Raw genomic sequence first — 25,431 nt, forward strand, 5'->3', positions numbered from 1 at the left:
CCATTTCCTAGGCATTTCTTAACCTGGATTGCGTAAAAAAAGCACTCACAGTTCCAAGGGGCCTTCAACGGATGATCTACCGCGAAACGCTGAAACAGGCGGCGGAATACGCTGGGGCGGCGCTCGCCAAGATGGCGGTCCTTGCCATTCCGCCGCAACCAAGCAATTTCGAGATTTGGTACAGCTATTTCGGCGGGAAAGATTCCGAACTGAAGCGGATGATCGACGCCATCCTGAAGAAGAAACAAACTTTCACGGAAACGTTGAACGGCGAACTCTACAACCGCTTCTTTGGACTTTCCAACGAGGTTGCGGAGATTCAAACCGCGAGCGAGCGGATTCAATCCGCCGTGACGCGGGTTCTCGAATATCTCGGCGATGCGAACACCGAGGTTTCCCGCCACAACCAGAAGCTGGAAACCATGTCCGGGCAGATCGCAAACGCAACGAACATAGACGCCATTCGCGAGACGGTGACGAGCATTCTGCTGGAAACGAAGCAAATGGCGGCGAAAAGTCATAAACTCGAAAGCCAATTGAAAACCGCGACTCACGAAATCATCGAACTTCAGGAAAACATCCAGTACATCCGCCGGGAGGCGACGACGGACGCGCTGACGGGCTTGCCGAATCGCAAGCATTTCGACGAGCAGCTTTCGCTTGTCATCCATCAGGCGGTAGAGGCGAACGAGCCGCTTTGCCTGATGATGGCCGATATCGACCATTTCAAAAAATTCAACGACACCTATGGGCACCTGCTCGGCGATCAGGTGCTGGGGCTCGTCGGGAGTACGCTGGTCGAATGCGTCAAAGGGCGCGATATACCCACTCGGTTCGGCGGCGAGGAGTTCGCGATCATTCTTCCGCGTACGGCGATCGGCGGCGCCGAAAAGCTCGGGCAGGAAATTCGCAAGCGGGTCGCCTCCAAAAAAATCGTTCGCAGGGCGACGAGCGAGAATCTCGGCGGCATCACGCTTTCAATCGGCATCGCCCAATACCTGCCGGGCGAGCCGCCGAAAAGCCTCATCCAGCGGGCCGACAACGCGCTTTACCGGGCCAAGAGCCATGGGCGCAACCGGGTCGTCTCCGAAGCGTCCCACGATTCACGCATCGTCATGCACGGCTAATCGAAGGCGCCCGCGCGCCTTACCCGGCCTTGCCCAGCAATTCCTCTGCCCGCACCAGGTCTTCCGGCCGGTTGACGTTGAAGAAGGGGTCCACGGGTTCCGTTGGATAGTCTATATCGGCCACCCGGTAGCGCGCCGTCCAGCAGCCGATCTTGCGGACACCTTCTTCCATCAGCGCTTGGCGCAAGGGCTGGGCAAGCTTGACCGGCCAAAGGCCGAAGACCGGGTGCGGCCTGCCGCCGGAAACGGCCCGCGCAAGGTCGGCGCCTTCGGTTGCCATGGCCGCTTCTATGGCTTGCAGGAAGCGCCCCACGAGATCGCGGGGGAAAAAGGGGCAATCCGTCGCGAAGGTGGCAACCCACCGGGCGTCCGGTGCATTCTTCCTCGCCCATTCCATGCCGGTCAGCACGCCGGCAAGCGGCCCCGCATGCCCTTCGACGACGTCGCCCGCGACGGGCAGCCCGAAACGGGCCAGCCGGCCAGAATCCGCGTTGGCGTTAAGAACCATTCGCGCCACTTGCGGTCGCGCCCGCTCGATCGCGTGTTCGAGCAAGGTCCGGCCGCCAAGGGCGAGGAGATATTTCTGACCCCCGCCCATTCTCAAGGCGCGGCCTCCCGCCAGCAGCACGCCCACCACCTTCGTCAGGTCCGGTCCCGCCATTTTTTGATCTTTTCCCCTTTCAGGACATGGCCTCTTTCAGGAACATGGCTACAAAGTTTCCGCTATTGTTACACTCTTCACCAGTCGCTTCGCCACGGAGGGAGGGCAGCCTTCCTTTCCTTTCGGGGATAGCGGTTGAGGGGCGGATGACGAAAACCAAGAGGGAAACAGGGGTGCCTCGGCACCCGGGGAAGGGGAAGAAGCGAACGCGCGCCACCCCGAAGGGTCGCCAGATCGACCCGCGCGCCCTGGCGGAAGTTCGCGCCTTGCTCGGCAAGCGTTCCCGGGCCCGCGATCTTCTGATCGAACACTTGCATCGGCTTCAGGATACCTACCATGGGCTTTCCGCCGCCCACCTGCGGGCCCTGGCGGAAGAGATGCGCCTCTCCATGGCCGAGATTTACGAGGTCGCCACCTTCTACGCCCATTTCGACGTCGTGAAGGAAGGGGAGGAGCCGCCGCCCGTGACCGTTCGCGTCTGCGACGGTGTTGTCTGCGAGACGATGGGGTGTCGGGCCCTTCTGGAAGAACTCCCCAAGCGTTTAGGCACCAAGGTGCGCGTCCTGCGCGCGCCCTGCATGGGCCGGTGCGCCGAAGCGCCGACCGTGCGCCTTCCGTATGGCTTTGTCGATCGCGCGAGCACGGAAAGCGTTGCGGCGGCCGTCGCTTGTCCTTCGCCGGCGACGGCTATTCCTTTTCTTTCCTTCGAGGCGTACGCCGCCGAAGGGGGGTATGCTCTGCTTCGCGCCTGTTTGCGTGGCAAGCCGGCTTCCGAAATCCTCGAAACGCTCGACGCGGCCGGCCTTCGCGGGCTGGGTGGCGCAGGCTTTCCGGTGGGGCGGAAATGGGCCGCCGTTCGCAAGGGGCCAAGGCCGCGTTACCTGGTTCTCAACGCCGACGAAGGGGAACCCGGCGCCTTCAAGGACCGCTTTTGCCTGGAACGCGATCCCCACCGCGTCCTCGAAGGTGTGGGGATTGCGGCGCACGTCATCGAGGCGGACGCCGTTTACCTCTACCTGCGGGACGAATATCCCCAAATCCGGGAAATCCTGGGCAAGGAGATTCCGAAACTCGAAATAGCGGGCTTGGCGCCTTCGGGCGGCATCCACCTCCGCCGGGGGGCCGGCGCCTATGTGTGCGGCGAGGAATCGGCGATGCTCGAAAGCCTCGAAGGCAAGCGGGGTTACCCCCGCCACCGGCCGCCCTTCGCCGCGCAAGCCGGTCTGTTCGGGCGGCCGACCTTGATCCAGAACGTGGAAACATTTTATTGGCTCCGCGAAATCCTGGAAAAGGGTGCCGCCTGGTACCGGGGCGAGGGCCGTCATGGCCGAAGCGGGGTGCGTCTTTTCTCGGTTTCCGGCCGGGTGCGCGCGCCGGGCGTGAAGCGCGCGCCGGTCGGCATCACGGCGCGCGAGCTGATCGCGGAACACTGCGGCGGCATGGCGCCCGGCCACCGCTTAAAGGCTTTTCTCCCCGGCGGCGGCGCCGGCGGCATCCTGCCGGCTGCGCTGGCGGACCTGCCCCTCGATTTCGGCACCCTCGAGTCGGAAGGGGCCTCCCTTGGGTCCGCCTCTCTGATCGTGCTTTCCGATCGCGACGATTTGTGCGCCGTCGCGCTTAACCTCCTGCGTTTCTTCGAGGACGAAAGCTGCGGTCAATGCGCGCCCTGCCGGGTCGGAACGGAAAAGATGGTGAGACTGCTGGAGCGGCCGAAATGGGACCGCCCGCTTCTGGAAGACCTTGCCCGGGCCATGGCCGAGGCCTCGATCTGCGGTCTGGGCCAGACGGCCCCGAATCCGCTGATGTCGCTGTTCCGCCATTTCCCGGACGACGTGCCGCCGGGGGAAACCTAAAGTGGAAAAACACGTCCGCTTTGTTCTCGATGGAAAGCAGGTGACGGCGAAGCCGGACGAAACAATCTGGCAGGTCGCGCACCGGCTCGGCATCGAAATCCCCCATCTCTGTTACCGGGAAACGCCGGGCTATCGCGCCGACGGCAATTGCCGGTCTTGCGTCGTCGAGATCGAGGGCGAGGAGAGGCTTGCCGCCGCCTGCCTCCGCAAGCCGGCGGATGGCATGAAGGTTTCGACGGCGGGCGAGCGGGCGGACGCGGTGCGGCGGACGGTGATGGAGCTTTTGCTCACCGATCAGCCGCCGCGGAAAGTCGCCCATGACCCGGCGTCCGATTTCTGGGGCTGGGCCGACCGGCTGAAAATCTCCGAAAGCCGCTTCCCGGCGCGCGCTGCGGTCGCAAAGGACACGAGCCACCCCGCCATGGCCGTTCACCTGGACGCCTGCATCCATTGCGGGCTTTGCGTTTGCGCCTGCCGCGAGGTGCAGGTCAACGACGTTATCGGCATGGCCGCCCGCGGTCCGGCGACGAAGGTCGTCTTCGATTTCGACGATCCGATGGGGGAGAGCACTTGCGTGGCGTGCGGCGAATGCGTCCAGGTCTGTCCGACCGGCGCCCTGATGCCGGCGAATTTGGTGGACGAGAAAGGCGTTGGCCACGTCGCGGCTGACCGACGGGTGCAGAGCGTCTGTCCCTATTGCGGGGTCGGCTGCCAGGTCGTTTATCACCTGAAGGGGAATACCCTTCTCTTCGTCGAAGGCGAAGATGGGCCGGCGAACGAGGACCGCCTCTGCGTCAAGGGACGATTCGGCCTCGGCTATGTCGCGCACCAAGATCGCCTGCAAAAGCCGCTGATCCGCCGTCGGGACGTGCCCAAGGAGGCAAGCCCCGAATTCGATTCCCGGAACCCGCTCACCCATTTCCGCGAGGCGAGCTGGGAGGAAGCGCTTGTCGTCGCCGCCGAGGGTTTCCGAAGGATCCTGGCGCGCAATGGAAAGGGCGCGCTCGCCGGGCTGGGTTCGGCGAAATGCTCGAACGAGGAGGCCTATCTTTTCCAAAAGCTCGTCCGCACCGGGTTCGGCAGCAACCACGTCGATCACTGCACGCGGCTCTGTCACGCAAGCTCCGTCGCCGCCCTTCTAGAAACGATCGGCTCCGGCGCCGTCACCGCCCCCTTCACGGAAGTGCTGAACAGCGACTTCTTCATCGTGACCGGCAGCAACCCGACCGAGAACCACCCGGTCGCCGCGACCTATTTTAAAAACGCGGTGCAGCGGGGCGCGCGGCTTGCCGTCATTGACCCGCGTGGCCAGGCGTTGAAGCGTTACGCCGCCCATATGCTGCAGATCAAACCGGGCAGCGACGTTTCGCTGCTGAACGGCATGCTGCACGTTCTCGTCGCCGAAGGGCTTTACGATCGCGCTTTCGTCGCCGCCCGGACGGAAGGCTTCGAGGAGCTGCGGGCCCATCTCGAAGCTTACCCGCCGGAACGCGTCGCCGCGACGTGCGGGATCGACGCCGGAACGATCCGCCAAGTCGCCCGCGAATACGCCAAGGCCAAGGCGGCGATGATCTTCTGGGGAATGGGCGTCACCCAGCATGTTCATGGGACGGACAATTCGCGCTGCCTGATTTCCCTCGCGCTGCTCTGCGGCCACCTTGGCCGTCCCGGCGCCGGCCTTCACCCCTTGCGCGGCCAGAACAACGTGCAGGGGGCTTCCGATGCCGGCCTCATCCCGATGATGTACCCTAACTACCGCCCGGTGGCTTCTCCCGACCAGCGCGCCTTCTTCGAAAAACTGTGGGGAGCGAAGCTCGATCCCGACCCGGGCCTGACCGTCGTCGAGATGATGGAGGCCGTTCACGGGGGCCGGATCCGGGGCATGTATTTCGTTGGCGAGAACCCCGCCATGTCGGACCCGGACGCGAACCGCGTGCGGTCGGCGCTCATCAAGCTCGAACATCTGGTGAGTCAGGAAATCTTTCTCACCGAGACGGCCGCCTACGCCGATGTCGTTTTGCCAGCTTCCGCCTGGCCGGAGAAGGACGGCACGGCAACGAACACGAACCGCCAGATCCAGATGGGCCGCAAGGCGCTGGAGCCGCCTGGCGATGCGCGAGAGGACTGGTGGATCATCCAGGAGATCGCGCGGCGGCTCGGGCTGGACTGGCGTTACACGCACCCGCGCGACGTCTACGACGAGATGGGCCGTGCGATGCCCTCTCTCGATCATATTTCCTGGGACCGTTTGGAACGGGAGGGCGCCGTTACCTACCCGTGCGACGGGCCTTCCGTTTCCGGCCGCGCCATCGTCTTCGGCGACCGCTTCCCGACGCAAAGCGGTCGCGGGCGCCTCGTGCCGGTCGCGGTCGTGCCGCCGGACGAAGTGCCGGATAAGGAATACCCGATGGTCCTCATCACGGGCCGCAAGCTTGAGCATTGGCATACGGGCGAGATGACCCGGCGGGTGGACGTCCTCGACGCCCTCGAGCCGGAGGCGGTCGCCAGCCTGAACGCCGCCGATCTGGAAAGGTTCGGCATAGGACCGGGGGGGCGGATTCGCGTCGAGACGCGACGCGGCGGGATCGAGCTTACGGCCCGGGTTGACCCGGCCGTTCCGCAAGGCGCCATCTTCGTCGCGTTCTGCTACGCCGAGGCCTCCGCCAACCGGTTGACCAACGCGGCGCTTGATCCTTACGGGAAGATTCCCGAACTCAAATATTGTGCCGCCCGTGTTGAGGCCTTGGGCGAGAAGCCGAACGTCGCGCCGCGCAAGGCTTAAGGTGCGCGGCCGCGCCCTCTTGCGACGAAGGCCGGGTTCTCGAAGCCTGGCTTGCCGTAGCGCAATTCTTCGTTGTCGAGTGTCGTGATGTTGCCGCCCGCCGCCAGCAGGATGGCGTGTCCAGCCGCCGTGTCCCATTCCATCGTGCGGCCAAGGCGCGGGTAAAGGTCGGCCTTGCCTTCCGCAATCGCGCAAAATTTGACGGCGCTTCCGCTGGTCTTTCGCTCGCGCACCTTGAATTTCGCGAGGTAGGTTTCCGTCTCCGGCCCGGTGTGGGAGCGGCTGGCCAGCACGACGAACCCCTCCGGCGACGCTGTGACGGCGGTGATCGGTCTCGGCTTTTCCTCTCCGATAGCGACCGTGGCCGTGCCGGGGCCGGCCGCCGCGTAGGTGATGCTCGTCAAAGGCACGTGAATGAGTCCCAAAACCGGGCGGTCGCCGATGACCAGCGCCACGTTGATCGTGAACTCGCCGGTACGCCCGACGAATTCCTTCGTACCGTCGAGGGGGTCCACGAGCCAGAACCTGCCGCCGGCGATGGAGGGAACGTCGCCCGCCTCGAAGCGTTCCTCCGAAACGACCGGGATATCCGGCGTCAGCTTCCGGATGGCATCCAGCAAAATACGCTCCGAAATTTCGTCCGCTTCCGTTACCGGCGAGGCGTCGTCTTTTTTCCGGACGGTGTAATCCCTTGCCTCGTAGATGCGGACGATTTCCTTTCCCGCCTGACGCACGGCCGGGCGCAGCGCCCCGACAAGTGCGAGGTGGTCCGTCGCGTCCGGTGCTTTTTTCTCACTCATGCCGCTTTCTCACTCATGCCGTTCGTATTGCCGCTTGCCGAACATGGTGTTCCAGGCGTCCTTGTCTTCCGCCCAGTCCTTCTCCATCTTTCGCGGCACGTCCATGCCGCGCTTGACGGCAGGGCGTTCGTGGATTGCGCGGTACCAACGTTCGACGTTCGGGAAGTCTTCCAGTTTTTGCCCGTGCATGTCGTGCCAGCGAATCCAGGGGTAGGTCGCGATGTCGGCGATCGAATAGTCGCCGGCGAGGTAGGCGCTTTCGCCCAGACGGCGGTCCAGAACGTTGTAAAGCCTCGCGGCTTCGTTCGTATAACGTGCGATGGCGTAGGGCAGTTTCTCCGGCGCGTATTTCCGGAAATGATGCGCCTGCCCAAGCATCGGCCCGATGCCGCCCATCTGGAACATCAGCCACTGGATCGTCACGTAACGTGTCCTGGGGTCTTTGGACAGAAATTTTCCGGTCTTTTCGCTAAGATAGATAAGGATGGCGCCGGACTCGAAAAGTGCCAGCGGCTTGCCGTCCGGCCCTTCCGGATCGACGATCGCCGGTATCTTGTTGTTGGGGCTGATCTTCAGGAATTCCGGTTCGAACTGGTCTCCCTTCGTGATGTCAACCTTCGTGACGCGGTAGGGCAGCGCCGCCTCCTCGAGATAGATCGAAATCTTGTGGCCGTTCGGCGTGCCGTCCGTGTAGAGATCGATCATCCGGCGCTCCTTTGAGGGACAGGGGTGTTCGGCCCCTCTATAGCACCCCTCCTTCCTTGAAACGAGCCCGGCGGGAAAGACCGGATCAACCGGTCAAGGAGAGCTTCCAGATTTATGCTACTCTCGGTTCATGCGGTCCGTGCCAGCCATCGATTCGGTCGAAACGCCATCCGGGAAAGGGGCGGCGGACGAGAATTTTCCCGTCGGCTCGCGCTTGCTTCCGGCGAGGCTCCGGCCGCACGTCGCCGCCTTCTATGCCTACGCGCGGGCGATCGATGACGTTGCGGACAGTCCCGACCTTGCACCGGACGAGAAGGTAAGGCGCCTGGAAGGCTTCGCCCGCGCCATCCGGGGGGAGGAAAAAGACGACCCGGTCTATGAGAAGGCGCATCGTTTGCGCCAAAGCCTCGCGCAAACGAAGGTGTCCTTCGTTCACTGCACGGACCTGGTGGATGCTTTCAAGCAGGACGCGACGAAGCTTCGCTACAGCGACTGGCAAGACCTCATGCGTTACTGCGACCGTTCCGCTGCGCCCGTCGGACGTTACCTTCTCGATCTGCATGGCGAGCCTGCGGCGAACTACCCGCCGTCGGACGCGCTCTGCAACGCGCTCCAGGTCTTGAATCACCTTCAGGACTGCAAGGAGGACTACCTTCGTCTCGGCCGTGTCTACCTTCCGGAGCCCTGGCTTGCCGAGGCCGGCGCCTCCCTTGAGGACTTGGCGGCTCCTTCGGCAAGCTTTGCCCTTCGGCGGGTGATCGACCGCTGCCTGGATGGCGTCGAGGCGCTCCTCGTGACCGCCCACCGGCTTCCGGATGTGCTCGGGAACCGTTTTCTGGCGATGGAATCCGCCGTCATCGTGGCAATCGCCGAGGCGTTGACGCGAAAACTTCGCCGTCGGGACCCGCTGGCCGGGCGTGTCGTTCTCACAAGGATGGAATATGCGTTCTGCTTCTTGAGGGGGGTCGGCCGCGCGCTTTGGTAAGGGATGCTTCCGTTTTCTTTTCGCGTCCCCCGTTTCGGGCTATGTTCATACCTTCTCTGGATTTGAGCGGTTAACCTCACGTGCAGATGCCTTTCGCGGCCCCCCATATTTCTCCGGATACGGCAGCGTCCGAGTCGGCCGAACGGATCGCAACCCGTTCCGGCACCTCGTTTTTCTGGGCGATGCGGCTTCTTTCGAAGTCACGCCGGGAAGGGATGTTCGCCATCTATGCCTTCTGCCGGGAGGTGGACGATCTCGCCGACGACTCCCTGCCGCGGGCGGAGAAGATCGAGGCTCTCGGCAAGTGGCGCGCGCAGATCGAAAGACTTTACGCCGATGGAAAAAGCGCGGGCTTGAGCTTGACGGCCCGCGCGCTGGCCGAACCGATCCGTTCGTTTGGCCTTCGCAAGGAGGATTTTCTCGCCGTCATCGACGGAATGGAGATGGACGCGAACGGCCCCGTCCGAAGACCTTCGATGAAGGAGCTGGAGCTTTACTGCGCCCGCGTGGCGGGTGCGGTGGGGCGGCTTTCCGTCCATGCGTTTGGCGCGCCGGGCGCCAAAGGCTATGCCGTCGCCGACAAGCTTGGCCAGGCGTTGCAGCTTACGAATATCCTTCGGGACCTTCGCGAGGACGCCGGGGAAGGCCGCCTCTACCTGCCGGCCGAGCTTCTGGAAAAACATGGCATTATCGGGTGCGAACCAGGCAAGGTGCTTGCGCACCCCGCCTTGCCCGCGGTCTGCGAGGATCTTGCCCGGCTTGCCGAGCGCCGCTTTCGGGAGGCGGAAGCGGCTCTTGCCGAATGTTCCCGCCGGCAGATGCGCCCAGCTGTCGTCATGATGCGGGTTTACCGGAAGCTCCTTGAAGGCCTGCGGGCAAGGGGATGGAAGGATCTGGATCGTTCGGTCGGCCTTTCGAAGGTGGAGAAGATCTGGATCGCCTTGCGCCACGGAATCTTTTAGCGGATGACCGTCTTTCACATCGTAGGCGCCGGCCTTGCCGGCCTTTCCGCAGCGGTGCGTCTTGGCCAAGCGGGGAAACGGGTCGTCCTTTACGAGGCGGCCGATCACGCGGGGGGGCGATGCCGGTCCTATCTGGACGCGACCCTCGGCCAGCGCGTGGACAACGGCAACCATCTGCTTTTTCGCGGGAACCGGGCAGCCCTTCGTTATTTGCAAACGATCGGCGCGGTCGGACATTTCATTTGCCCGCACGAGCCCGCCTTTCCTTTCGTTGACCTTGAGACAGGCGCGCGTTGGGTCGTGCGCCTGAACGGCGGGCTCTTTCCGTGGTGGATTCTTTCCCCCTCGCGCCGCATTCCGGGCACCAAGGCGGCCGACTATTTGACGGCCCTTCGCCTTTTTACGGCGCCCAGGCAGGCAACCGTCGCCGAGACCTTTGCGGACGGCGGCCCACTCTACCGCTATTTCTGGGAACCCCTTGCCGTTGCTTCGCTGAACACGCCGGCCGAGAGGGGGGCCTTGCGCCTTCTCCTGCCGGTCGTGCTGCGCGTCTTCGGCAAAGGGCGAGAGGCGGCGCGCCCGATGGTGGCAAGGGACGGCCTTTCGGAAAGCTTTATGGATCCCGCGCTCGACTTCCTCCGCAAGAAAGAAGCGACGGTTCGTTTCACGCACCGCTTGCGGGGCATCGGTTTTGCGAATGCCGCGGCCAGCGCGCTCGATTTCGGCGAACGCCGCGTTGACCTTGGGAAAGACGACCGGCTGATCCTCGCGGTGCCGCCGGGCAACGCCGCCGATCTGCTGCCCGGCTTGACCTGCCCGCAAGCCTACGAACCCATCTTGAATGCCCACTTCCAGTTGCCTGAGGCGCCGGCCTGGCCCCACGAAACTCCTTTCATCGGCGTCGTCGGCGGCCTTGCCCAATGGGTGTTCCTGCGCGGCCGGATCGCTTCGGTGACGGTAAGCGCCGCCGGGGCTCATATCGACGCGGCGCCGGAGGCGCTCATTCCAAGGCTTTGGTCGGACGTTGCCCGGGCGCTTCAGCTTCCCGAAACTTCCCCCCCGCCTTGCCGCGTCATCAAGGAACGCCGCGCGACATTTTCCCAAACGCCTTCCGCGCTCGCCCAACGCCCGAAAACGCGGACGGCGTATGCGAACCTCTTCCTGGCCGGCGATTGGACCGATACCGGCCTCCCTGCTACGATCGAAAGCGCTATATTCTCCGGTCATCTGGCCGCCACGGCCGCCATGAAACGCTAACGAAACGCGACCAAGCGGAGACAACATGGTAAGTTTTCTAGATCCCGTCGCGGCGGTGGATGGCTCGGCGCGGATCGACCCGCTTCTCGACCAAGTCATCGAAGAAAGCAGGCGGGATTGCTTCCGTCGGCAGGCCGGGGACGGCCATTGGGTCTTCGAGCTCGAGGCGGACGCCACGATTCCTTCGGAATACATCCTGTTCGAGCATTTTTTCGACGAGATCGACGCCGCATTGGAGAAGAAGATCGCGGCCTATCTCCGCCGCAATCAATCGGACCGGCATGGTGGCTGGCCGCTGTTCTACAGCGGCGATTTCGACATGAGCGCAAGCGTCAAGGCCTACTATGCGCTCAAGCTCGTCGGCGATGACGTGAACGCCCCGCATATGAAGCGCGCCCGCGAGGCAATTCTTGCCCGTGGCGGTGCGGCAAAATCCAACGTCTTTACGCGAATCACGCTCGCTCTTTTCGAGCAGGTGCCGTGGCGGGCGGTACCGGTCATGCCGATCGAGATCAGCCTGTTGCCGAAATGGTTTCCCTTTCACCTCGACAAGGTTTCCTACTGGTCGCGGACGGTAATTGTCCCGCTTCTGATCGTGATGGCGATGAAACCGAAGGCCGGGAATCCGCGCCGAGTCGGCATCCGCGAGCTTTTCACGACTCCGCCCGAAAAGGAAAAGCGCTACCACGTGAACCCGACCGGCTCGCGGCTCGCGGCGCTTCTCTTGCGGTTCGATACGCTGCTTCGCTGGGTTGAGCCGTGGTTCCCGAAAGCCATCCGTTCCCGTGCGATTGAAAGGGCGTATCGCTTCACGAAGGAACGGCTGAACGGCGAGGACGGCATCGGCGCTATCTTCCCCGCCATAGTGAATTCGGTCGTCGCCTTTCATTGCCTTGGCTATCCGAAGGACCACCCGGACGTCGTCGTTGCGAAGAAGGCAATCCGGCGGCTGCTCGTCGAGCGCGAAGACGAGGCCTACTGCCAGCCCTGTTTCTCGCCGGTGTGGGACACCGGCCTCATGTCGCTCGCCCTTCAGGAGGCGCCGAAAAGCGAGGAGGCCGCGCAGCATCGGAAGGCGCTCGATTGGCTGAAGGACCGCCAGATCCTCGACACCGTCGGCGACTGGGCGGCCCGGCGGCCGCACGTGCGGCCCGGCGGATGGGCTTTTCAGTACTGGAACGGTTATTACCCCGACGTCGACGACACCGCCGTCGTCGCGATGGCGCTGCACCGGTTCGACAAGGCAGGCTACGCCGAGGCGATCGACCGCGCGAGAGAATGGATCGTCGGCATGCAAAGCGAAAACGGGGGGTGGGGCGCCTTCGATGCCGAGAACGCCCATTACGGCCTCAATCATATTCCCTTTGCCGATCACGGCGCGCTCCTCGACCCGCCGACCGTGGACGTCAGCGCACGCTGTTTAGGTTTCCTTGCCCAGATCGGCTACGGGAAGGACCACCCCGTCGTCGTCCGCGGCATGGAATTCCTGAAACGCGAACAGGAAGCGGACGGGTCCTGGTTTGGCCGCTGGGGTACGAATTACGTTTACGGCACTTGGTCGGTCCTTTCCGCCTTGCAGGCGTTGGGGGAAGACCCTGCCGCGCCGCACATACGGCAGGCGGTGGAGTGGCTGAAGTCGCATCAGCGCGAGGACGGCGGCTGGGGCGAGGACGGCGCCACCTACTGGGAAGAACGCCGCTCGGAAACGAAGGCGAGCACGGCCTCGCAAACGGCCTGGGCCGTTCTTGGCCTGATGGCCGCCGGCGAGGTCGAAAGCGAATCCGTCGCACGCGGTGTGGCCTACCTGCTGCAAGCGCCAAGAACCGGCGCGCAATGGGAAGAGCCTTGGTACACGGCGGTCGGCTTTCCGCGCATTTTCTATCTTCGCTACCACGGCTACAGCGCTTATTTTCCGGTTTGGGCGTTGACGCGTTACCGGAATCTCAAGCGCGGCAACGCGCTCCCCACCCGGCACGGCATGTGATGCGCCTAGGTTTTGTCACCGGACTTCGCTCGGAAGCCGTCATCGTCGAGGCGGCGGCACGCGAGGCGCCCGAAGAAACCCGGCCGCTTTTATTTTGCGCCGGGGTGCGGTCGGGCCGGACCGAGGCGGGCATCCGCCGTCTGGTGGCCGATGGCGCCGGCGCTTTAGTGAGCTTCGGCATCGCAGGCGGTCTGGCGCCCGGGCTTTCCCCGGGCAGGCTCGTGCTGGCCTCTGCCGTTCAAACGGCGGGCGGGCCTTCCTATGGGGTGGATATTGCTTGGCGAGGTCGGCTCCTGGCCAGGCTGGCGGGCGCCTTGGAACCCGCTCTCGGCGAGTTGGCGGGAAGCGATGTGGTCCTGCGCACGGCGGAAGAGAAAAGCCGCCTCCATGGGCAGACCGCGGCGCTGGCCGTCGACATGGAAAGCCATGTCCTTGCCCGTGTCGCGCAAGAGCGGGGGCTTCCCTGCCTCGTTGTCCGTACGATCGCGGACCCGGCGGGCGCTGGCGTTCCGGCGTCCGCCCTGGTTGGCATCGGCCCGATGGGTGAGACGCGTCCTTTCGCTGTGCTGAAGCAGGCCGCACTGACACCTTGGGAATGGCCGGCGCTTCTGCGGCTTGGGCGTTCGCACCACTTGGCGCTCGGCACGCTCCGCCGGCTGATCGGGCTTGCCGGCGTCGGGCTTGCCTTCGAGGAATGGGATGCGCCGTAAGCGGTTTTAAGCGGCGTCGCTCGTGTGGGATTTCTCGATGAACTGTTGGACGTTCTTCTCGAAGACGTATTCCGCTTTGCGTTGGCTGGCAAGCGGGATGTCTTCGGCCATGTCGCCTTCCGTCCGGACGCCGAACAGGGCAACCTTCAACGCCTTCCACGGCCGCGAGATCGTGTCGTTCACGGCGGTCGGCTCATACCCGCAATGCACCATGCAGTTGGCGCATTTTTCGTAATTGCCGGTGCCGTAGTTTTCCCAGTCCGTCTCCTCGATAAGTTCCCGGAAGGAACCCACATAGCCTTCGCCTAAAAGATAGCAAGGCCGCTGCCAGCCGAAGATGTTGCGGGTCGGGTTGCCCCAGGGCGTGCAGTGGTAGTTCTGATTGCCGGCCAGGAAGTCGAGGAAGAGGGAGGATTGCGAAAATCGCCACTTTTTCCCTTTCCCCAACCGGAAGAGGTCGCGGAAAAGCCGGCGTGTCTTTTGGCGGTTCAGGAAGTGTTCCTGGTCCGGCGCGCGCTCATAGGCATAACCGGGGGATACCGTGATTCCCTCGACGCGAAGCTCGTTCGTCACGTAGGAGAAGAAATCCGCCATCTCCTTCGCGTCTGCCCCGTCGAACAAGGTACTGTTCACGTTCACGCGGAAGCCTTTTTCCGCGACGGTGCGGATCGCCTGAACGGCGCGGTCGAAGACGCCTTCCTGGCAGACCGCCTTGTCGTGTGTCTTGCGGTCGCCGTCCAGATGAACCGAGAAAGTGAGATAAGGGCTCGGTTGAAAGAGGTGCAGCTTCTTTTCAAGCAAAAGCGCGTTCGTGCACAAATAAACGAACTTCTTCCGCGCGACAATTCCCTGGACGACTTCCCCGATTTCCTTATGCAGGAGGGGCTCGCCGCCGGGAATGGAAACGACGGGCGCTCCGCATTCATCGACGGCGTCCAGGCATTCCTTGACGCTAAGCCGCTTGTTCAGGATTTCGTCCGGGTAGTCGATTTTTCCGCAGCCGGCGCAGGCCAGGTTGCACCGGAAAAGGGGTTCGAGCATGAGAACGAGAGGGTAATGTTTTGCACCCCGCAGGCGCTGCTTCAGCACGTAAGCGCCGACGCGAATCTGTTGAATAAGAGGTACCGCCATCTAGTCCTTGTCCTTTATCCGCTGCGTTTCAGGCGCAAGCCGACGGCTGCTCGTCCAGCAGTTCCGGCGGCAGCTTGAACTGCACGTGTTCTTCAATTCCATCAAGCGCTCGCACCTCCAATACGCCGAAGTCGCCAAGCCGCTGGATGACTTCCTGGACGAGCTGTTCGGGGGCGGACGCCCCTGCCGTGATCCCGATCGTATTGATGCCTTCCAGCCATTTCGGATCCAGGCCCCGCGAATCCTCGATCAGGTAGCTGGGCAGCCCCATTTCAAGGCCGATCTCGCGTAGCCGGTTCGAGTTCGAGCTGTTTGGGGCGCCGACAACCAACAGCAGGTCAACCTCTTTCGCCAGGTAACGAACGGATTCCTGGCGGTTCTGGGTCGCGTAGCAAATGTCCTTTACGTCAGGGCCTTGGATCTTCGGAAAACGTTCCTTCAACGCCTCGATCACGTCCCTTGTGTCGTCGACGCTGAGCGTGGTCTGGGTGATGTAGGCCAGCTTATTGGGATCGCGCACCTTGATCCGGCTGACATCGCCTGGCTCGGAGATAAGCAGGACGCCACCTGGGATCTGCCCGCGGGTTCCTTCCACTTCCGGATGCCCCTCATGGCCGATAAGGATAATTTCGTAGCCGCGCTGAGCGTAGCGCTGTCCCTCCTTGTGCACCTTCGAGACGAGCGGGCAGGTCGCGTCGAGCACCGGTAGGTCGCGGCGCTGCGCTTCCCCAATCACTTTTTGGGAAACGCCATGGGCGCTGAAGACGGTGACGGCACCTTCCGGCACCTCGTCGAGCTCGTTGACGAAACGCGCACCTTTCGCCCGCAAGGCGTCCACCACGTGCTTGTTGTGGACGATCTCATGGCGTACATAAACAGGCGGCCCGTACTTCTCGAGGGCGTGATTCACGATCTCGATCGCCCGTTCGACGCCAGCGCAAAAGCCGCGCGGCTGCGCGAGCAAGACCCGGATTTTTTTTTGCTTTGCCGAGGTCATGAAAAATCCAAATACTTTTCCCCGCGGGTTTTTCTGCTTGCCGGGGCAAACCAATAGGACACCCGCGGCGCCCCTTGCAACGCGTATAATTCGTTGAAATCTTCAAAAAGGCAAAGGTTTAAGGCTTTGGCATAGCAATTTTGCGCTTTCCATGCCCTATCCACCGTTCAGTCGAGGGCATTGACGTGGCAATATGACCCTAATTTTTCTGTCCCTTTTCCTTGCCCGAAAGGGACTCGCATAAGAGGGTGGCATGACAACACTCGTCACCGGTGCTTCCGGTTTTGTCGGTTCGGCAATTCTCCGGGCCTTGCTCGAGGCGGGGCATGATGTTCGTGCGCTGGTTCGGGAATCGAGCGACCGGCGGAACCTCGAGGGCCTTCGGGCCGATGTCGTGATTGGGGATCTCCGCGACCGGGCTTCCCTTGAGCGCGCGCTTCGAGGGTGCGAAGCCCTTTTCCACGTCGCCGCTGACTACCGCCTGTGGGCACGCCGTCCGGAAACCATATACGAGAACAACGTTACCGGCACGCGCCAGATCCTTGAGGCGGCGGGCGAGGCAGGGGTCCGCCGCATCGTCTATACCAGCAGTGTCGCTGCCCTCGGCTTGCCGAAGCATGGTGGCGCGGGCGACGAGGAAACCCCCGTCACGCTTGCCGACATGATCGGGCATTACAAGCGCTCGAAATTTCTTGCCGAGGAAGAAGTTCGCCGCCTCGTTTTAAAAGGGCTTCCCGTCGTCACCGTGAACCCTTCGGCGCCGGTTGGCCCCCGCGACATCAAGCCCACGCCCACCGGCCGGATGATCGTCGAGGCTGCTGCCGGCCGCATGCCGGCCTATGTGGAAACTGGTCTCAACGTCGTTCACGTCGACGACGTGGCAAAGGGGCATCTGCTTGCCTTCGAGAAGGGCGAGGTCGGTCGGCGCTACGTTCTTGGCGGCGAGAACCTGACGCTTCGCGAGATTCTTGAAAGGCTCGCCGCGCTAACCGGAAGGGGGGGGCCGAAATTCCGTATTCCCCGCGGCTTTGTTCTTTCGGTTGCGGCGGTTGCCCAAACCTGGACGCGGATCAGCGGCGGAGACCAGCCCTTTGTGACGATCGACAGCGTTCGCATGTCGAAGAAGCAAATGTTCTATTCAAGCGACCGGGCGCGGAAAGAACTCGGCTATCGCCCGCGTCCGGCGGAGACGGCGCTGCGGGACGCCGTGGCGTGGTTCGCGGAGCGCAGTTACTGTCCGCCGCCGCGTATGCCCTAGACGGTCTTCCGCCTTATTGCCATAAACGCCGGAACGAGAGTCAGGGTGCAGACCATCATCAGCAACAGGGCGATGGTCAGCAGCGTGCCCATGCTGGCGGTGCCCAAATGGGTGGAAAGCATCAGGCTTCCGAAGGAGCCGATCGTGGTAAGCGTGCTGAACAAAACGGCACGTGGCGTGCTGGTGTGCAGGACGTCCACGTCGATGCCGTTTCGCTCCCGCAGGACGAAATGAATACCGTTCGCGACGCCAATCCCCAACAGCAACGGCAGCACGATGACGTTCGCAAAATTGAGAGGGACGACGAAAAGCACGGCAAGAAGGTTCGTCAGAAGTGCCGCCAGGCCTAAGGGCGCCAGCACAAGCAAAACGTCCGAGGTGCGCCTGAGAATAAGCGCCAGAAGGCCGGTGATCAGAACCAGGGCAAGCGCGCTCGCCTGCCAGAAGGCCTCGATGACGGCCGCCGCTGCGCCGAGCATGGTTATCGGATCGCCCGCCGCGTTCGGCGCGACGGCCTCGACGGTGGCGATGAAGCGGCGAAGCGTGGCGGGATCTTTAGGGTCGCCGGCCGGCAGGACTTCGACCCTTGCCTGGCCATCCTTGCTGAGGAAGCGCGTCTTTAGGGAAACGGGCAACGTCTCGAACGTCACTGCTTGTGCGCCAAGGGCGGCACGCAAACGTTCCAGCTGCATGGGCAGCGTGCCAAGCAGCCTTTCCTCCAGCGCTTTGTAGGAGAGGGGGGTGGCGTCCAATTTCCGAAGCGCCTCGGCAAGCCGCTTGGCGGACCGGACGTAATCGGCGGGATGCCCGCTATCGGCCAAGGTTTCGATCTTTTTCCGAAAGACGGCAAGCGCCTCCTTGCGCTCAGCTTCCGTCAATTCCTGCTTCTCTGCTTTCCCCATCAGGACGGGCAACAGGATGACGGAGAGGTCTTCGATGGTGGCGAGCTTCTCGCCCTGGTCTTTTGGAACGAGATCCTGGGGAATGACGACCTCTTTCACCTCCGGCAGCTTTGAAAGTTTCTCCTTGAGCGCGGTGGTCGTTCCAAGATCGTGCGCTAAGATGGCAATGGCGTAAGGATCGATGTCGCCGGCTTCCATAAGATCCAGGAAGGTGCGCATGGCTTCGCTGTTCGGGTCCTTGAGGTGCAGCGGATTGAAATCGAATCGGGCGAAAGGAAGCGCCACGAGACCGGCCAGCGCAAGCCCGCCGCTCGCAGCGACGATAAAGCGCGCCCGCCGGCGGATGACCGCGGAGAAGTCGAAACGCAGCCGTGGGGTGGGGGGCGCCTTCCGGAACCGGAGAAGGACGAGAAGGGCTGGCAAGATCGTGAGGTTGGTGAAAAGAGAGACGAACATGCTGGTCCCGGCAATAAGGCCAAGCTCGGCAACGCCCCGATAAGCTGTCGGCAGAAAAGCATAGAAACCGATGGCCGCCGAGATGGCGCAGAAAGTCAGCGCCCCGCCGACCCCTTCCGCCGTTTGTTGCAGGGCCGCCGCCGGCTCCGTTCCGCGTTCGATCCCCTCCCGGAAGCGCAGGGCGAAGTGGATACCGAAATCAACGCTTAGGCCCACGAAGAGAACAGCGAAAGCGACGGAAATGAGGTTTAGATGACCGACGGCGAAGGCGGCAAAGGCGAAACTCCAGATAAGCCCCATCACCAGCGTCAGCAGGATCGCTAGCACGAGGCGCACCGAACGCATGCCGATCAGGAGAAGGCCAAGAACGAGAGCAACGGAAACGCCGCCGACCAGGCCCATGCCTTCCTGTATGCTTTGGATTTCCGTTTCATCCAGGGCGGCGTCGCCGGTCAGCCGCAGGCGGACGTCTTCCGGCAACCCGTTCGTTTGGGCGAGCGCGCGGATAAGGCTTATGGTTTTCTTCGCCGGGGCAAGGGACCCGAAATCGAGAACCGGTTGTACGGCGATCAGTTGCCGGGCAAGGCCGGCTTTTGGTTCGCCTTCCATAAGGGTCTTCCACGAAAGGTCGCGAGGGCGACCCGCGCTCATCGCCTCGACGACGTCCACCGCGCCGTTCAGAATTCGCGTGAGCCCTTCCGCTTTTTTCTTCTCCGCCTCGGCCGTGTCCAGGACGTGATCGGTGGCAAGTCCCAGCATCTCGAGCAGGCCGTCAAGGCGGGGGTTCCCTGCGAGGGTTCCCAGGAAAGGCTGGCCATCGGAGAGGCGCAAGCCGAGATCGTCGAGGTCTTGCCGATCAAGATAGAGAAGCCCGTTCTTTTTGAAGAACGGATCGGCCGCCGGGTAAAAGACGTCACCAAAACTTTCCGGCCGCGCGCGAAGGTGCGCCACCAGTTCTTCTGCCGCGGCATCGACGCGATCGGGATTTTCGCCCTCGAGAACGACAAGAATCACGTCGGAGTATTGTGGAAACGCCGCCTTCAGCGCCTCGGCGTTTTGCCGGAAGGGCAGCTCGCGGGAAAGCATATCCGTCGTTTTCGTGTTCAGACCAAGGGTGCCAACCGTGTAGTAGAGGAGGCCCAGCGTCACGGCAAAGGCGGTCCATAGCACAGCCTTTGCCCGGTGGTGGACGAGGCCAACCCATTGGCCAAGGAGATGGCGGTAGCGGCGGACTATCTGTTCAATCACGGGGAGCGTTATCTGCCCATGGTGGGAGAGTCAAAGATGGTGGTGTTTTTATGCTCGGGAATGCTTAAATAGCATAACAACGCCACCCACAACACGAAAGGCTCATGAAAGGAAACGGACATGCGGCGCCAAAAAATAAAGCAGATTCTCTTTCTGGCTGTTGCCGCCGTATTTCTGGTATTTCCCCTTCGCGCAGAGCCGATGGCGCCAGCGGCAGTTATCGAAAAACTCCATGAAAAACTGATCTCGGTCATGAGGGCGGCCGACGCGCTTGGCTACGCGGGGCGGCGCGAAGAACTGGCCCCCGTTCTTCTGGCCAGCTTCGACCTTCGCAGAATGTCGCAAGTGACGGTTGGGAGCAACTGGAAGACGATGACGGACGCGCAAAGGGACGCGCTTGTCGAGGCGTTCACGGACATGACGATTTCGAACTACGCCTCGCGCTTCAAGGGGTTTTCGGGCGAATTTTTTGAAACCCTCGGCACTCTCGAAACGCCGCACAAGGATATCGTCGTGCAGACGCACATCGTGACCTCGGACGAAAAAATTCGCATCGATTACCTGTTGCGGGAAACGCCGGACGGGTGGCGCATTATTGACATATTTCTGAAGGGAACGATCAGCGAGCTGGCGGCACGGCGCTCGGAGTACATGACCGTTATCCGCGACCAGGGGGTCGACGTGTTGATCGGAGCCGTCCGGAAAAAAGCGGCAAGCCTGGCCGCGGCATCCTGACACTTGGGCCACATGCTTGGCGGTACGCGACGTTTCCTCGGCCTTCTCCTGCTAGGCGGGGTTCTTTTACCTGCCGCGGCGGCTTCCGCAAAGGCTGCCGACTTGCGGGTTCAGGTGCCTGAAATCAAAAACCGATCCGGCATCATGCGGTTTGCCCTTTACGATCGGGCCATCGGTTTTCCTTCCTATGAAGGGCGCTTTGCCCATCTCGACATAGCGGTGCCGAAGGAGGGGGTGGTGGAAGCAGTGTTCGCCGATCTTGCTCCGGGCGGCTACGCGGTTGCGGTTTATCACGACGCCAACGGCAACAACAAATTCGACAGCAGTTTTTTCGGCTTGCCGCTGGAGGGCTATGGCTTCAGCAACAACGCCCGCGGTTTTCTGAGCGCACCCGGCTTTTCTTCGGCGGCGGTTGCCCTTGGGGAAGAAGGGCGCACGATTGAAATCCGGCTTTCCTATTGAGAGCGGAATCAAAAACGGCGCCCCAAAGGGCGCCGTTTGATAGATCGTCTTGGGCTTAAGCGTTATCCGCCGTTGCCGTAATCGGGATAGGAATAGCCATAGGGGCTCGATCCCCCTTCGAGGGGCAGCTTGCCGTCGTAAATCTTGTCCATCCGATCCTGCCGATAGAGGCTTCGGATCGTGGCGTAGAGGTCAATCGCGGTCCGCTGCAATTCCTCGAAGCGCTCGATGTTCCGTTCGCGCCGATCAAGCGCGCTCAGCCCGCTTCGCACATAGGTAACCCATTCCTTGTCTTCGCTGTTCGCCCAGAAACGGAAGGGATCGGAAAAACTGTCGACGAGAGTGCCCACGAGATCCCGTGGGTTCGACGGTCCGCCAACCGGCAACATCAGATAGGGACCCTCGGGAACGCCCCAAACGGCCAGCGTTTGCCCAAAATCCTCAATGTGGGGTTCGAGCCCCCATTCCGTGGCCACGTCGAAAAAGCCGCCGACGCCGACGGTCGAATTGATGACGAAGCGACCGAGGGTTTCAGCCCCGTTCTCGAATTTCGCCTGGAGAATCTGGTTCGCGATCACGGTCGGCGTCTGAAGGTTGAGAAGCGCGTTGCGAATGGCTCGCCGCATTAGCTCGGGTAGGAGAAAACGGTAGCCCTGGGCCAGCGGCTTGAAGAGGTTGCGGTCGAGGAAGAGGTTGGCATCCAAGATGCCGCGGTTAACGTCTTCGAGGGGGTCGTTGATGTCCTCTTCTTGTTGAGCGTGCGCCTCCGATAAGGGCAGCCCAATGCAAACCAGCATCAAGACCATCGCTACCCAGGCGCGCGGCGCCCAAAGCACACGAAGCGGTTGGGGAAGGGACCGGCCTACCCACATTTTATCTACTCCCTCGCAACTCATTCCCTAAGCCTTTTCAGAAAGATAACACGTTTTAAAGCGTCCGCAAGCGGTCTCTTGCCAAAGTGAACGACATTTTTGACAGAATTTCCTTACCAATTCCTTGCCGCAGTTCGCCCGTTTTGGTTCTTGAGCGCAACGGCCGGGTGGTTGCCGAGGGGGGGCGGTTTATTGTTTACTACCGGGTGCTAAGCGTGCTGCACGAGGGAGCGTTGGGAAGCAATATGCCGCCAGATACCATCCTTTCCGAGATCCAGAAAGAGAGCTTTCACGAGAACGGTTTCGTAATCGTTCGTCAGTTGTTTGACGCCGACGAAATGCGCCGGATCGAGGCGTGGACGAACGAGGTCGTCGCCATGCCGGAGGTGCCTGGCAATCACATGGTCTATTACGAGGAAAACCTTCGCGAGCCGGGAAAGCGTGTGCTTCAGCGAATCGAGAATTTTTCACCCTACCATGAGAAGTTCTGGGAGCTGTTCAACAGCCCAAAAATGTGCAGCGCCGTTGCCGAGCTGTTCGGTGAACCGGCGGTCCTTTTCAAGGAAAAAATCAACTTCAAATTACCCGGCGGCGGTGGGTTCAAGCTGCACCAGGACCAACAGGCCGGGTGGGGGGTCTACGCCGATATCTTCATCACGATGCTTGTCAGCATCGACCCGTCAACGCAGGAAAACGGCTGCCTCGAACTTGCCGCCGGCCATCATCGAAAGGGGCTGGTCGGAAAGGAATGGGAACCCCTGAACGAAGAAGACGCCAGCCGGGAAGGTTTTGCGCTTGTTCCCTTCACGAGTGACCCTGGCGATGCGGCTTTCTTCGATTCCTATGCGCCCCACCAGTCGCATCCGAATCAGACGAATAAGCCAAGGCGTGTCCTTTACGTCACCTATAACAAAGCCTCCGCCGGCGATCATCGCGTCCGCTACTATGCCGATAAAAGGCGCAGCTTTCCGCCGGACATCGAACGGGAGCCGGGCAAGCCTTACGTCTTCCGGGTGTGATCTTCTTAGGCTTTTAGGATGGGTTGAAATGGGCAAGATGCGGAGTTGGGATCAGCGCCTTGGCTTCCGGATCGCCAAAGGGCTCGCCCGCACGCCGATAACCCCGAACCAGGTTTCGCTTTTCTCGCTGGTGCTTACGCTCACGGGCGCTGCTTTTTTCACAAGCGGGGAGGCGGTGTTGCTCCATTGGGGGGCCGGTCTTTTTGTCGCGGGGCGATTCCTCGACCACGTGGATGGTGAACTCGCGAGATACAGCGGCCACACCTCGCGCTTCGGCTATTACCTCGACTACACCGTGGGCGCCATAAGCTACGCCGCCCTTTTCCTGGGTTTGGGCGTCGGCTTTCGGGAGAGTGCGCTTGGGGACTGGTCCATCGTTCTGGGATTGGCCGGCATGACCGCCGCCCTTCTTGCGATGGCGCTAAATATCGGCATCGATCGGCAAAATGCGGAGGGGGCGGTTGGCTACCCGTCTTTTGCCGGATTCGAGCTTGAGGACGGCATTTATCTTATCGCCCCCATTACCTGGCTGGGCGGGCTGCTGTTTTTCTTCACCGCCGCCGGCATCGGCGCCGTCTGCTACCTGCTCTGGACGTTCCGCTGCTATCTGAGAGGAGAGCCTGCCAAGGCTTCCGGACGCTAGCCCCGGTTCCTGGGCGTGCGAAAGCGCAAATAGGCATAAATGGCAAAGGCGGGCACGCCGATACCGGCGGCCAGCAGCAACGCCTCGCCCCAGCCGAGCCATAGGGCGACCGGGATGGCGAGGATCGCATCGTCGGGATCGAAACCGCCAGCACCTTCGAAGGCGGGCTTTCCATGACCTTCTCGGTTTTCCATCTGAACAACGAAACCCAAAATCGCCGCCACCGCCGAACCCGCGACAACCCCAAGCGGAATCGCCGACATACCAAGCGCGCTTTCGCGAAGACCGATGCCGATTCCGACAAAAACCATGCCGTTGACGGTGGCGTCGCAAACCAGATCGTAACGATGCCCCCACGCGCTCGTGATGCCGGTAAGCCGTGCCAACTCGCCGTCCGCGCGATCGAGCAGTATGGAAAGCACGAAGAAAAGCCCGCCCAGCAAGGTCCAGAAGGGGTCGCCTGCGGCGTAAGCGCCGCCCGCCCCGAGGCCGGCAACCAGGCGCAGCGTCGTCAATTGGTTCGGCGTGACGGGCGTGCGCGCCAGTACCCGGACCGGCGGGCGGACGAAGCGGTGGATCCAGGTGTTATGGGACATGGCGGAGATCAGAGCGGGTGGTAAAATGGTTTCGGCGGCGTGCGGTTCCTAGCGGTGGCTCGGGCGGGATCGTAGTCGCCGTTTTCTCAAAGAAAAAGTTTTTTCCGTTCGGCCGTCATTGACACCATAGGGTGGGCGCGGTTTCCTGATCTCATTCAAGGACTAGGCATATGGCGAATATCCCTGAAGAGCCTCTGCTGCTGACGCCGGGGCCGATCACCACCTCCCGGGCGACGAAAGAAGCGATGCTGCGCGACTGGGGCTCGCGGGATCGCGATTTCATCGCGCTGACGCAGGGGGTGCGGGAAAACCTGCTGCGGCTGGTCGGCGGCATGGAAAGCCATACCTGCGTGCCGATCCAAGGAAGCGGCACCTTCGGCATGGAAGCCGCGCTCGGCACGCTCGTCCCGCGTCACGGCAAGCTGCTCGTTCTCGTGAATGGCTCCTATGGCGCGCGTATGGCCGAGATCGTCGTGCGCCTGGGTCGGGCCTGTGCGACGCTCGTTTTCGAGGAGTCCCGGCCGGTTGATCCGGCGGCGCTCGAGGAAGCCCTCAAGGCAGACCCCGCGATCACCCATGTCGGCGCCGTTCATTGCGAAACCGGGGCCGGGCTTTTGAACCCGATCGAGAAGATCGCCGCCGTCACGGCGAGGCACGGTTGCGGGCTTTTGCTGGATGCGATCAGCACCTTCGGCGCCTTGCCGCTCGATGTGGCGGCTCTTCCTTGCGAGGCGGTCGTCGCTTCCGCCAACAAATGCCTGGAAGGCGTGCCCGGCGTCGCCTTTGCCATCGTCGGGCGGGAGGCCCTTGCCGCCGTGAAGGGGAACGCGCCTTCCCTGAGCCTCGATCTCTATGGCCAATGGCGCGCCCTTGAAGAAACCGGCCAGTGGCGGTTCACGCCACCCACCCATGTTGTGGCCGCCCTTGCCCGGGCGCTCGAGGAGCACGCGGCCGAAGGCGGCGTCGAAGGTCGCGGAGCGCGCTATCGCGGCAATTGCCGCTTACTGGTCGAAGGTATGCGCGAGCTGGGTTTCCGGCCGTTTCTTCCCGATGCGCTGCGGGCGCCGATCATCGTCGCTTTCCATTCGCCGGCGGACCCCAACTTCGCCTTTCCCGCTTTCTACGACCTCCTTCGCGACCGGGGCTATGTGATCTATCCCGGGAAGGTGACAGCGGCGGACACTTTCCGGATTGGTTGCATCGGGCGGGTCGCCGCGCGGGATATCGAGGGCGTGTTGGTGGCGGTTCGGGCGGCGATGACGGTGCTGGGAGCGGCCGCCTGACCA

General features: G+C 62.4%; 22 protein-coding genes. 14 read left to right on the forward strand and 8 right to left on the reverse strand.

Annotation, left to right across the window (positions count from 1 at the left end; translation table 11 throughout):
• Positions 1 to 71 precede the first annotated feature (71 nt).
• Positions 72 to 1,127, forward strand: a complete 1,056-nt coding sequence (locus AB1781_07655; GenBank protein ID MEW5704441.1) for a GGDEF domain-containing protein — start codon at positions 72 to 74, stop codon at positions 1,125 to 1,127.
• 19 nt (positions 1,128 to 1,146) lie between these two features.
• Here AB1781_07655 and mobA read toward each other — a convergent pair whose 3' ends face one another.
• Complete coding sequence (gene mobA, locus AB1781_07660; GenBank protein MEW5704442.1) at positions 1,147 to 1,788, reverse strand: molybdenum cofactor guanylyltransferase MobA; 642 nt, start codon at positions 1,786 to 1,788, stop codon at positions 1,147 to 1,149.
• A gap of 146 nt (positions 1,789 to 1,934) precedes the next feature.
• Here mobA and AB1781_07665 point away from each other — a divergent pair, with 146 nt between their 5' ends.
• Positions 1,935 to 3,641, forward strand: coding sequence for an NADH-ubiquinone oxidoreductase-F iron-sulfur binding region domain-containing protein (locus tag AB1781_07665; GenBank protein MEW5704443.1), 1,707 nt, complete (start codon positions 1,935 to 1,937; stop codon positions 3,639 to 3,641).
• Position 3,642: 1 nt separating this feature from the next.
• Complete coding sequence (gene fdhF / locus AB1781_07670; protein ID MEW5704444.1) at positions 3,643 to 6,423, forward strand: formate dehydrogenase subunit alpha; 2,781 nt, start codon at positions 3,643 to 3,645, stop codon at positions 6,421 to 6,423.
• On the opposite strand, the gene cysQ is transcribed toward fdhF, so the two are convergent.
• Positions 6,420 to 7,223 (reverse strand): 3'(2'),5'-bisphosphate nucleotidase CysQ, encoded by an 804-nt coding sequence (cysQ, locus tag AB1781_07675; protein MEW5704445.1) that lies wholly within the window; start codon positions 7,221 to 7,223, stop codon positions 6,420 to 6,422. The two genes, fdhF and cysQ, sit on opposite strands and share 4 nt — an antisense overlap.
• A 9-nt stretch (positions 7,224 to 7,232) precedes the next feature.
• Positions 7,233 to 7,928 (reverse strand): glutathione binding-like protein, encoded by a 696-nt coding sequence (locus tag AB1781_07680; protein MEW5704446.1) that lies wholly within the window; start codon positions 7,926 to 7,928, stop codon positions 7,233 to 7,235.
• A 130-nt stretch (positions 7,929 to 8,058) separates the two neighbouring features.
• Between AB1781_07680 and hpnC the strand changes: the two genes are divergently transcribed.
• The 5 genes from hpnC to AB1781_07705 all read left to right on the forward strand — a co-directional run bounded on the left by hpnC (position 8,059) and on the right by AB1781_07705 (position 13,826).
• Positions 8,059 to 8,913, forward strand: coding sequence for a squalene synthase HpnC (gene hpnC / locus AB1781_07685; GenBank protein MEW5704447.1), 855 nt, complete (start codon positions 8,059 to 8,061; stop codon positions 8,911 to 8,913).
• A gap of 86 nt (positions 8,914 to 8,999) precedes the next feature.
• Complete coding sequence (gene hpnD / locus AB1781_07690) at positions 9,000 to 9,875, forward strand: presqualene diphosphate synthase HpnD (protein MEW5704448.1); 876 nt, start codon at positions 9,000 to 9,002, stop codon at positions 9,873 to 9,875.
• 3 nt (positions 9,876 to 9,878) lie between these two features.
• On the forward strand, positions 9,879 to 11,132 hold the full coding sequence (gene hpnE, locus AB1781_07695) for a hydroxysqualene dehydroxylase HpnE (protein MEW5704449.1): 1,254 nt from the start codon (positions 9,879 to 9,881) through the stop codon (positions 11,130 to 11,132).
• 25 nt (positions 11,133 to 11,157) lie between these two features.
• The gene (gene shc, locus AB1781_07700; GenBank protein ID MEW5704450.1) at positions 11,158 to 13,116 is read left to right on the forward strand and encodes a squalene--hopene cyclase; all 1,959 of its coding nucleotides are present in this window, start codon (positions 11,158 to 11,160) and stop codon (positions 13,114 to 13,116) included.
• A complete protein-coding gene (locus tag AB1781_07705; GenBank protein MEW5704451.1) occupies positions 13,116 to 13,826 on the forward strand; it encodes a hypothetical protein in 711 nt (236 codons plus the stop codon). The genes shc and AB1781_07705 overlap by 1 nt, the downstream gene beginning before the upstream one ends.
• Positions 13,827 to 13,832: 6 nt before the next feature.
• Here AB1781_07705 and hpnH read toward each other — a convergent pair whose 3' ends face one another.
• Positions 13,833 to 14,957 (reverse strand): adenosyl-hopene transferase HpnH, encoded by a 1,125-nt coding sequence (gene hpnH / locus AB1781_07710; GenBank protein MEW5704452.1) that lies wholly within the window; start codon positions 14,955 to 14,957, stop codon positions 13,833 to 13,835.
• A 28-nt stretch (positions 14,958 to 14,985) separates the two neighbouring features.
• A complete protein-coding gene (gene ispH / locus AB1781_07715; protein ID MEW5704453.1) occupies positions 14,986 to 15,954 on the reverse strand; it encodes a 4-hydroxy-3-methylbut-2-enyl diphosphate reductase in 969 nt (322 codons plus the stop codon).
• Between the two features lie 253 nt (positions 15,955 to 16,207).
• On the opposite strand from ispH, the gene hpnA reads away from it, so the two are divergent.
• Positions 16,208 to 17,212, forward strand: coding sequence for a hopanoid-associated sugar epimerase (gene hpnA / locus AB1781_07720; protein MEW5704454.1), 1,005 nt, complete (start codon positions 16,208 to 16,210; stop codon positions 17,210 to 17,212).
• On the opposite strand, the gene AB1781_07725 is transcribed toward hpnA, so the two are convergent.
• Positions 17,209 to 19,818 (reverse strand): MMPL family transporter, encoded by a 2,610-nt coding sequence (locus tag AB1781_07725; protein ID MEW5704455.1) that lies wholly within the window; start codon positions 19,816 to 19,818, stop codon positions 17,209 to 17,211. The two genes, hpnA and AB1781_07725, sit on opposite strands and share 4 nt — an antisense overlap.
• A gap of 120 nt (positions 19,819 to 19,938) precedes the next feature.
• Between AB1781_07725 and AB1781_07730 the strand changes: the two genes are divergently transcribed.
• A complete protein-coding gene (locus tag AB1781_07730) occupies positions 19,939 to 20,553 on the forward strand; it encodes an ABC transporter substrate-binding protein (protein MEW5704456.1) in 615 nt (204 codons plus the stop codon).
• Between the two features lie 114 nt (positions 20,554 to 20,667).
• Positions 20,668 to 21,015, forward strand: coding sequence for a DUF2141 domain-containing protein (locus tag AB1781_07735; GenBank protein MEW5704457.1), 348 nt, complete (start codon positions 20,668 to 20,670; stop codon positions 21,013 to 21,015).
• A 62-nt stretch (positions 21,016 to 21,077) separates the two neighbouring features.
• On the opposite strand, the gene AB1781_07740 is transcribed toward AB1781_07735, so the two are convergent.
• Positions 21,078 to 21,812, reverse strand: coding sequence for a VacJ family lipoprotein (locus AB1781_07740; GenBank protein ID MEW5704458.1), 735 nt, complete (start codon positions 21,810 to 21,812; stop codon positions 21,078 to 21,080).
• Between the two features lie 320 nt (positions 21,813 to 22,132).
• On the opposite strand from AB1781_07740, the gene AB1781_07745 reads away from it, so the two are divergent.
• Positions 22,133 to 22,906 (forward strand): phytanoyl-CoA dioxygenase family protein, encoded by a 774-nt coding sequence (locus AB1781_07745; GenBank protein ID MEW5704459.1) that lies wholly within the window; start codon positions 22,133 to 22,135, stop codon positions 22,904 to 22,906.
• Positions 22,907 to 22,934: 28 nt separating this feature from the next.
• Positions 22,935 to 23,549, forward strand: a complete 615-nt coding sequence (locus tag AB1781_07750; GenBank protein ID MEW5704460.1) for a CDP-alcohol phosphatidyltransferase family protein — start codon at positions 22,935 to 22,937, stop codon at positions 23,547 to 23,549.
• Here the strand turns inward: AB1781_07750 and AB1781_07755 are convergent.
• The gene (locus AB1781_07755; GenBank protein ID MEW5704461.1) at positions 23,546 to 24,145 is read right to left on the reverse strand and encodes a CDP-alcohol phosphatidyltransferase family protein; all 600 of its coding nucleotides are present in this window, start codon (positions 24,143 to 24,145) and stop codon (positions 23,546 to 23,548) included. The two genes, AB1781_07750 and AB1781_07755, sit on opposite strands and share 4 nt — an antisense overlap.
• A 170-nt stretch (positions 24,146 to 24,315) precedes the next feature.
• Between AB1781_07755 and AB1781_07760 the strand changes: the two genes are divergently transcribed.
• Positions 24,316 to 25,428, forward strand: a complete 1,113-nt coding sequence (locus AB1781_07760) for a 2-aminoethylphosphonate--pyruvate transaminase (GenBank protein MEW5704462.1) — start codon at positions 24,316 to 24,318, stop codon at positions 25,426 to 25,428.
• The last annotated feature ends 3 nt before the right edge of the window (positions 25,429 to 25,431 follow it).

The organism is Pseudomonadota bacterium (assembly GCA_040752895.1).
Taxonomy (GTDB): Bacteria; Pseudomonadota; Alphaproteobacteria.

Coding starts and splice junctions, on each gene's coding strand:
- AB1781_07665 (MEW5704443.1), top strand. CDS start 1,935: ATGACGAAAACCAAGAGGGAAACAGGGGTGCCTCGGCACCCGGGGAAG.
- AB1781_07680 (MEW5704446.1), bottom strand. CDS start 7,928: ATGATCGATCTCTACACGGACGGCACGCCGAACGGCCACAAGATTTCG.
- mobA (MEW5704442.1), bottom strand. CDS start 1,788: ATGGCGGGACCGGACCTGACGAAGGTGGTGGGCGTGCTGCTGGCGGGA.
- hpnC (MEW5704447.1), top strand. CDS start 8,059: ATGCGGTCCGTGCCAGCCATCGATTCGGTCGAAACGCCATCCGGGAAA.
- AB1781_07755 (MEW5704461.1), bottom strand. CDS start 24,145: ATGTCCCATAACACCTGGATCCACCGCTTCGTCCGCCCGCCGGTCCGG.
- ispH (MEW5704453.1), bottom strand. CDS start 15,954: ATGACCTCGGCAAAGCAAAAAAAAATCCGGGTCTTGCTCGCGCAGCCG.
- AB1781_07705 (MEW5704451.1), top strand. CDS start 13,116: ATGCGCCTAGGTTTTGTCACCGGACTTCGCTCGGAAGCCGTCATCGTC.
- AB1781_07730 (MEW5704456.1), top strand. CDS start 19,939: ATGCGGCGCCAAAAAATAAAGCAGATTCTCTTTCTGGCTGTTGCCGCC.
- AB1781_07745 (MEW5704459.1), top strand. CDS start 22,133: ATGCCGCCAGATACCATCCTTTCCGAGATCCAGAAAGAGAGCTTTCAC.
- AB1781_07740 (MEW5704458.1), bottom strand. CDS start 21,812: ATGCTGGTTTGCATTGGGCTGCCCTTATCGGAGGCGCACGCTCAACAA.
- hpnA (MEW5704454.1), top strand. CDS start 16,208: ATGACAACACTCGTCACCGGTGCTTCCGGTTTTGTCGGTTCGGCAATT.
- AB1781_07750 (MEW5704460.1), top strand. CDS start 22,935: ATGGGCAAGATGCGGAGTTGGGATCAGCGCCTTGGCTTCCGGATCGCC.
- hpnE (MEW5704449.1), top strand. CDS start 9,879: ATGACCGTCTTTCACATCGTAGGCGCCGGCCTTGCCGGCCTTTCCGCA.
- hpnH (MEW5704452.1), bottom strand. CDS start 14,957: ATGGCGGTACCTCTTATTCAACAGATTCGCGTCGGCGCTTACGTGCTG.
- hpnD (MEW5704448.1), top strand. CDS start 9,000: ATGCCTTTCGCGGCCCCCCATATTTCTCCGGATACGGCAGCGTCCGAG.
- AB1781_07760 (MEW5704462.1), top strand. CDS start 24,316: ATGGCGAATATCCCTGAAGAGCCTCTGCTGCTGACGCCGGGGCCGATC.
- cysQ (MEW5704445.1), bottom strand. CDS start 7,223: ATGAGTGAGAAAAAAGCACCGGACGCGACGGACCACCTCGCACTTGTC.
- AB1781_07655 (MEW5704441.1), top strand. CDS start 72: ATGATCTACCGCGAAACGCTGAAACAGGCGGCGGAATACGCTGGGGCG.
- shc (MEW5704450.1), top strand. CDS start 11,158: ATGGTAAGTTTTCTAGATCCCGTCGCGGCGGTGGATGGCTCGGCGCGG.